The sequence below is a fragment of the Acidibrevibacterium sp. genome (assembly GCF_049965395.1).
Taxonomy (GTDB): domain Bacteria; phylum Pseudomonadota; class Alphaproteobacteria; order Acetobacterales; family Acetobacteraceae; genus Acidibrevibacterium; species Acidibrevibacterium fodinaquatile.
In genome coordinates this window covers 21,532-28,079 of record NZ_JBMFWJ010000035.1, presented here as the reverse complement: position 1 = coordinate 28,079, position 6,548 = coordinate 21,532, and the positions used below count along the sequence as shown (strand labels likewise).

At 63.5% G+C, this 6,548-nt stretch carries 4 protein-coding genes and 1 pseudogene; 2 read left to right on the top strand and 3 right to left on the bottom strand.

Annotated elements, in window-relative coordinates; all coding sequences use genetic code 11:
• Positions 1-2,040, top strand: a pseudogene (locus ACP5M5_RS10780) (beta strand repeat-containing protein); the annotation flags it as partial.
• A gap of 48 nt (positions 2,041-2,088) precedes the next feature.
• On the opposite strand, the gene ACP5M5_RS10775 reads toward ACP5M5_RS10780, so the two are convergent.
• Both ACP5M5_RS10775 and ACP5M5_RS10770 read right to left on the bottom strand, forming a co-directional pair.
• Positions 2,089-3,861: an ABC transporter ATP-binding protein/permease gene (locus ACP5M5_RS10775; RefSeq protein ID WP_427937274.1), complete on the bottom strand. Its 1,773-nt coding sequence runs from the start codon at positions 3,859-3,861 to the stop codon at positions 2,089-2,091.
• Positions 3,862-3,867: 6 nt separating this feature from the next.
• Positions 3,868-4,362, bottom strand: a complete 495-nt coding sequence (locus ACP5M5_RS10770) for a DUF1499 domain-containing protein (RefSeq protein WP_427937272.1) — start codon at positions 4,360-4,362, stop codon at positions 3,868-3,870.
• Between the two features lie 109 nt (positions 4,363-4,471).
• Here ACP5M5_RS10770 and ACP5M5_RS10765 point away from each other — a divergent pair, with 109 nt between their 5' ends.
• Positions 4,472-5,638: an acyl-CoA dehydrogenase family protein gene (locus ACP5M5_RS10765; protein ID WP_427937270.1), complete on the top strand. Its 1,167-nt coding sequence runs from the start codon at positions 4,472-4,474 to the stop codon at positions 5,636-5,638.
• On the opposite strand, the gene ACP5M5_RS10760 is transcribed toward ACP5M5_RS10765, so the two are convergent.
• Positions 5,632-6,546 (bottom strand): SMP-30/gluconolactonase/LRE family protein, encoded by a 915-nt coding sequence (locus tag ACP5M5_RS10760; protein WP_427937268.1) that lies wholly within the window; start codon positions 6,544-6,546, stop codon positions 5,632-5,634. The genes ACP5M5_RS10765 and ACP5M5_RS10760 overlap by 7 nt on opposite strands.
• Positions 6,547-6,548 lie beyond the last annotated feature (2 nt).

The window sequence follows — 6,548 nt, the reverse complement described above, 5'->3', positions numbered from 1 at the left end:
GCGAATGCGCAAGGGATGCTGCGCGCGCCGACACCGCCGGCGGCCAAGGCCGCGAACGATGTCGTCGGGTTGATCATCGAGAATCTCGCCGCGAAGCCCCTGCCGGCGAGCCCGATCACCTTCGGCCAGGCTTTTCTGCCTGGGCGCGTGCCGGCCAAAGCAGGGATGATCGCGCGGATCGATGGCAAGGATGTCCCGGTGCAGGTGGACGCCAAGACCACCTATCCCGACGGTTCGCTCCGCATGGCGGTCTTAAGCCTGATCGCGCCTCCCATGGCAGCCCATGCCAAAGCCCCCGTCATGCTGGCGACGGCGGCGCCGGCGGCGGGCGGCGCGGTCGATCTCGCGCGGCTTGCCGACGACAAGGGCTTCGGCCTCTCGATCGATCTCACCTTTCATCAGGAGGATGGCAGCACGGCGTCATTCCATCTCGACGCCGCGCCGCTACTCGCGAAGGCGCTGGCGGCGAGCAAACCCGATTATTGGCTGCGCGGCCCGATCGCGAGCGAAATCCGCTTCGATGCGCCGGTCACCGGCTCGTTTCATGTCGTTTTCGATGTGCGCGCCTATGCCGATGGCACGACGCACACCGATCTGCAGTTCGCCAATGATGAGGCCATGCAAAAGACCGGCGGGGCGGTGAAATATGACGTCCTGGTCAAGGAAGACGGCAAAATTGCTCTACAATACCGCAATCTCGTACAATTCCAGTATGAGAACTGGCATCGCACGCTCTGGAGCGGCACGGTGCCGCCGGTCAATCTCGCTCGCGATGTCGATTATTTTGAGCGCATCGGCGTGATCGCCGATTACGACCTCGCAGCCGGCGCGCCGGCGGCGATGGTTGCGGAAGAGGCGAAGCAGATGGGGCAGCCGGGCTTCGGTGCGCCGCTCGCGACCAACGGCGTCACGCAATATATGCCGATGACCGGGGCGCGGCCCGATATCGGCCCGACCACGCGGGCGAACGCGATCTGGCTTCTAACCCAGGATCCGATGGCCGCCGCCTATGCTCTCTGGCAGGGTGAGGCGGCGGCCGGCATTCCGTGGCATTTCTGGAACAGGGAGGCCGGAACCTGGCTCAATACCGACCAGAACCCGCAAATCTGGGCCGACCCGCGCGGCGGCGCCAACAGCTTGACGCAGCCGGTCGATGGCAAAAACAATGGCTGGGCGCCCGATACCGCGCATCAGCCCGATCTCTCCTTCGTCCCCTATCTCTTCACCGGCAGCCGCTTTCACCTCGACGAACTGAATGCCCAGGCGGCGTTCTCCATTGTCTCTACCTGGCCCGCGATGCGCAGCGGCGCGCCCGGCAGCACCGGCCCTGACAATGTCATCTTCGGCAACCAGATGCGCGGCGGCGCCTGGAGCCTGCGTGAGATCGACGAGGCGGCCTGGGCCAATCCCGATGGCAGCGTCGAGCAAAAATATTTCTCCAAGGTCGCAGACGACAACTGGCATTGGCTCGCGGGCCAGATCCCGACATTGACCGATATGGAAGGCGAGGCGCACGGCTATGTGATCGCAACATTCCAATATGGTTACGCGCTCGCGCCGTGGCAGCAGGATTATTTTTCGTCGTCCGCGGCGCAAGCGGCGAAATTGGGCAATTCGGATGCGCGCGCCTTCCTTGCCTGGTCGACGAATTTTCTCGCCGGCAGCGTGTTCAAGCTCGGCCATGACAGCATCAACTACGTCATCGCGGTATTTCCGCGGAGCGTCGGCGATAATGGCCAGATCACCTGGGATCGCGCGAAGAATGGCTGGTCCTATATGGAACCTTTGAAAACCTGGGCGGAAATCGCCGAAAACACCAAGCGCTACGGACCCTCGAACGACGGCGGCTGGGCGCGCAGTAATGGCGATTATGGTCAGCTCGCGATGATGGCGTTGGCTGGCATCATGAGCGTCGTGCCTTCCGAGCCGGCGCGACAAGCCTATGAATGGTTACAAAAAAGCGGCGCACCCTATACCGACGCGAATTCGCTTCATCACACGCCAGAATTCGACATCATCCCACACGCGCCGCATAGCTGAAGGATGATATCGAACCGTGCCGCGAAGTAAATCTATGACACAGCAAAACTAAGCGGGAGCTGTCTGCGAGGGTTCGCGCAGCGTGCCGGCTTGGTCGGCGCCCGCGGAAAGCGTGATTTTGCGGTCATGAAAGGCGGCAACGCCTGGGTTATGCGCGATCGAGATCACCGTCGTTCCTCGCAATTCCCGCTTGAGGAGCTGATAGAGTTCCGCTTCCGCTTCAGGATCGAGATTGCTGGTTGCCTCGTCAAGGAATAGCCAATCCGGGCGGATCAGCAAAGCGCGCGCGATGGCAAGGCGCTGCTGTTCGCCGCCCGAGAGCAAGAGCGACCAATCATGCTCCTCGCCGAGCCGTTCGACGAGCGCGCCGAGCCCCGTCTTTCGCAACGCCTCGGCGATCACCTCGTCGCTCATGCTATCGGCAGTGGCAGGGTAGGTTACGACATGGCGGAGCGAGCCGAGCGGCAGATAGGGCCGTTGCGGCAGAAACAGATAGCGTCCTTGCGGGCGCGCGATCTTGCCTTCGCCGAACGGCCAGATGCCGGCGATGGCGCGAAACAGGGTCGATTTGCCAAGCCCGGACCGCCCGCTGATCACTACCGACTCGCCACGCAGAAAGCGATACGCGTCTTCTTCGATCAGACTCTTGCCGTTGGGCAGCGTAATGCGAAGATGGTGAAGATCGAGGCTGTCGCCGGCGCTTTCGGTGACAGCGATGCCGCAGCCGGCCTGGGCGCGGGCAGCCTCGATGCTGCGCTGGAAGCTCGCGAGACGTTCGACCGTCGCGCTCCACGCCGCGAGCGAGGCGTAGGAGCCGACGAACCACGACATCGCACCCTGCACCTGCCCGAAGGCGCTCGCCGTTCGCGTCAAGCCGCCGAGCGGGATCTGGCCGCCAAAATAGCGCGGGGCGGCGACGATGATCGGGAACACGACGGCGATCTGTTGGTAGCCCGAGGTCAGCGCGTTCAAAAGCTTGGTCCGCTGCATGATCGCCCACCAATTCATGACCACTGCCGAGAAGCGGGTCAGGAGGGCGGCATGCTCATCCTCCTCGCCGCCATAGAGGGCGATGCCCTCGACGTTTTCGCGCAAGCGGACGAGAGAGAAGCGGAAATCGGCCTCGAAGCGCTGCTGGCGGAAGCTCAAGGTCGCGAGCGGGCGGCCGACGAGATGGGTGAGCCAGGTGCCGATGATGGCGTAGATCAGCGCGACCCACACCATGTAGCCGCCGATGGTGACGCCGAGCAGATGGACCGAGCCGGACAGACTCCAGAGAATCCCGACGAAACTGATCAGCGAGACGATGTTCGAGAGGAGATCGAGCCCGAGCGAGAGCGTATCGCCGACGAAGCTCCGCAAATCCTCGGCGATGCGCTGGTCAGGGTTGTCGGTACCGAGGCCGGCAGCACTGGTGGTGAGGCTGATGCGGTAATAAGCGCGGTCGGAGAGCCATTGATCAATGAACCCGCGGGTCAGCCAGCGCCGCCAGCGAATTTGCAACCACTGATTGAGGTAGGTGCGATAGACCGCAACGATGATGTAGATCGCCGCGACCGCCGAAAACCCGGGCATGAAGCTCCCGTCGCTGCCGCGGTGATAGAGGAACAGAAGATCGACGAAAGCTCGCCAATCCTTGTTCTGCAGCGAATCATAAAACGCCCCGTTCCAGAAATTCAAAACCACGTCCATCCCGACCAACGAGAGATTGAGCAGGATGATGACGCCGAGCAAAAGACGCGCCGACCATTTTTCCTCGGAGTGGAAATAGGGCCGGGCGATGAGCCAGACATCCTTGAGAAACGGGCCGAGCTTGATCATAAAAAATCATTGTCCTTCGGGTCGGTTCTGCGCCGGTGGCAGACGCTGGTCGAGCGCGGCGAGCCATGTGCGCAGGCGTTTCTGGTTCACACCAAAATCGGAATAGCCGTAGAGACTGTGACTATAAAGAACGAGGCTGCTTGCCATTTCACCGCGCGATGAAATTCGTGCAACGATCAGGTCGGGGAAATTGGCGATGGCGCTCCGTGCCACGAATTGCAGCTCAAGGCCATCCGCGCTCGCGCTGAGTTGATAGGTGCGCGGCGCGGCGAGCGCGATTGCCCGGAGATCCGCCGCGAGCGCCGCCGCCGGCACCGGATAGGGGGGGAGCGTGATATCCGGTTTGGGGGTGAATCCGGCGGGGGCAGCAAGCGCCGAGTTAGGGCTCGCCGGGCGTTCGAAATGGCTCAGGAAATCAGGTGGCGCCGGTGCGATACCGGCCGCGCCGCTCTGGCCGCAGGCGGGGAACAGCAGGCTGAGTAACGTCGCGATCAGGGTCACGGAAAATCCCTCAGGGCTAAGCCGCGGCAGGCTGACGCAAGGTTGACAGGCTGGCAAGAGCGGCCAAGCGCGCTAAAACCCATGGCTGCCCGCGAGCAAGGAAAAATCCATGGATTTCATGCCAAGCCCCGCCCAGGAGGCGATATGCGCTGCGATTTCCCGGCTTTGCGCCGATTTTGACGATGAGTATTGGCTCGCGCAGGACCGCGCCGGCACTTTTCCCACCGATTTTCATCGCGCCATGGCGGAGGCCGGATTTCTCGGCATCGCCATGCCCGAGGCCGTCGGCGGCGCCGGGCTCGGCATCACCGAAGCGGCGCTGATGATGGAACGGATCGCCGCGTCCGGCGCCGGCATGAGCGGGGCCTCGGCGGTTCATATCAATATCTTTGGCCTCCATCCGGTGGTGGTGTTCGGCAGCGCTGAACAGCGGACGCGGATGCTGCCGCCGCTGATCGCCGGCCGGGAAAAAGCCTGTTTCGCGGTCACCGAACCCGATACCGGGCTCAACACTTTGGCGCTCAAGACCCGCGCCGAACGCCAGGGCGATGCTTACGTCATCCACGGCCAGAAAATTTGGATCTCGACCGCGGGCGTTGCCGATCGCATGCTTTTGCTCGCCCGCACCACGCCGCTCGATCGCGTGCGGCGGAAAACCGAGGGTCTGAGCCTTTTTTATACCCGGCTCGACCGCCGCTTCGTCGAGGTGCGCCGAATCGAGAAAATGGGCCGACATGCGGTCGATTCGAACATGCTGTTCATCGACGGCCTGGTGATCCCGGAGGCCGATCGCATTGGTGCCGAAGGGGAGGGGTTCCGCGCCATTTTGCATGGCATGAACCCAGAGCGCATCCTGATCGCCGCCGAGGCCGTCGGGCTCGGCCGCGCGGCCCTCCGCCGCGCCAGCGCCTATGCCAATGAACGCGTCGTGTTCGGGCGCAAGATCGGCCAGAATCAAGGCATCCAGCACCCGCTCGCGCAGCGTTGGGCGGAGCTTGAGGCGGCGTTCCTGATGGTGCTCAAGGCGGCAACTCTCTATGACCGTGGCGAGGAATGTGGCGTCGAGGCCAACGCCGCGAAATATCTCGCCGGCGAGGCCGGGTTTCGTGCCTGTGAGACCGCGGTGATGACCCATGGCGGCATGGGCTATGCGCAGGAATATCATGTCGAGCGCTATCTGCGCGAAAGCCTGATCCCGCGTCTCGCGCCGGTCAGCCCGCAGCTTGCGCTTTCCTTCATTGCGGAAAAAATGCTCGGGCTGCCGAAATCCTATTGATGGGAGAACATCGTCTTGCCGGGCGTTGGCATTTCGGCGCGCAGAATGGTTGCGCTCGCGCTTTCGGTGATGAAGAGAGAGCGATTGTCTGGCCCCCCGAAAGCGAGATTGGTGGTGAACGCCCCTTCGGGTGCGCGGATGCGCCCGACGGGCTCGCCTCTCGCGTCAAACACCCAGACCGAGCCCATGCCGACATGGGCGACGAGCAGCCGCCCCTCGGCGTCGAGCGCGAGCCCGTCCGGCCCGCTGCCGCCCGAGAGCTGGATGAAGGTGCCGACCTTGACGACGCCGCCATCGCGCGCGAGCGGCACCCGCCAGACCGCGTTGGCGCGCGTCACTGCAAGATAAAGCGCGCTCTCATCGGCGTTCATCACCAGGCCGTTGGGGCTCGGGATATTGTCGAGCAAGCAGTCGATCCGCCCGTCGGCGCGCACCCGAAAGAGCCGCCCGGAGGGGTCATGGAGATCGGTCAGCCCCTGATCGGTGAAATAGAGATCGCCGCTGGCGGCAAAAAAGAGATCGTTCACCCCCTTGAAGCGCTCGACGCCGACCCGCTCCAGCCACGGTGTCACCACGCCGCTCACGGGGTCGAGCACCATCAGCCCGTGCTTGTGATCGGCGATGAAAACCCGCCCATCGCGATGAATTTTGAGCCCGTTCGGCCAGCCATCATAGCGCGCGACGACGGAGAATTCCCCGCCCGGCGAGAGCTTCAGGATGCGCCCGTTGGGAAGATCGACGCACCAGAGATCGCCGTTGCGATCAAATGACGGCCCTTCGAGGAGCGAGCGCTCCGGCCCGCCGGCGGGCTGTGCTGCCACCCATTCATGGCTCGCATCGGCGTTGCGGAGGGATTCCGGGAGACGGGCGAAGACGGCACAGGGGATTTCGGGTGGGGGCGCGAACACCG

What these genes read in the sequence shown, in the direction of transcription:
- ACP5M5_RS10765 (WP_427937270.1), top strand. Translation starts at nt 4,472, where the DNA reads ATGGATTTCATGCCAAGCCCCGCCCAGGAGGCGATATGCGCTGCGATT.
- ACP5M5_RS10775 (WP_427937274.1), bottom strand. Translation starts at nt 3,861, where the DNA reads ATGATCAAGCTCGGCCCGTTTCTCAAGGATGTCTGGCTCATCGCCCGG.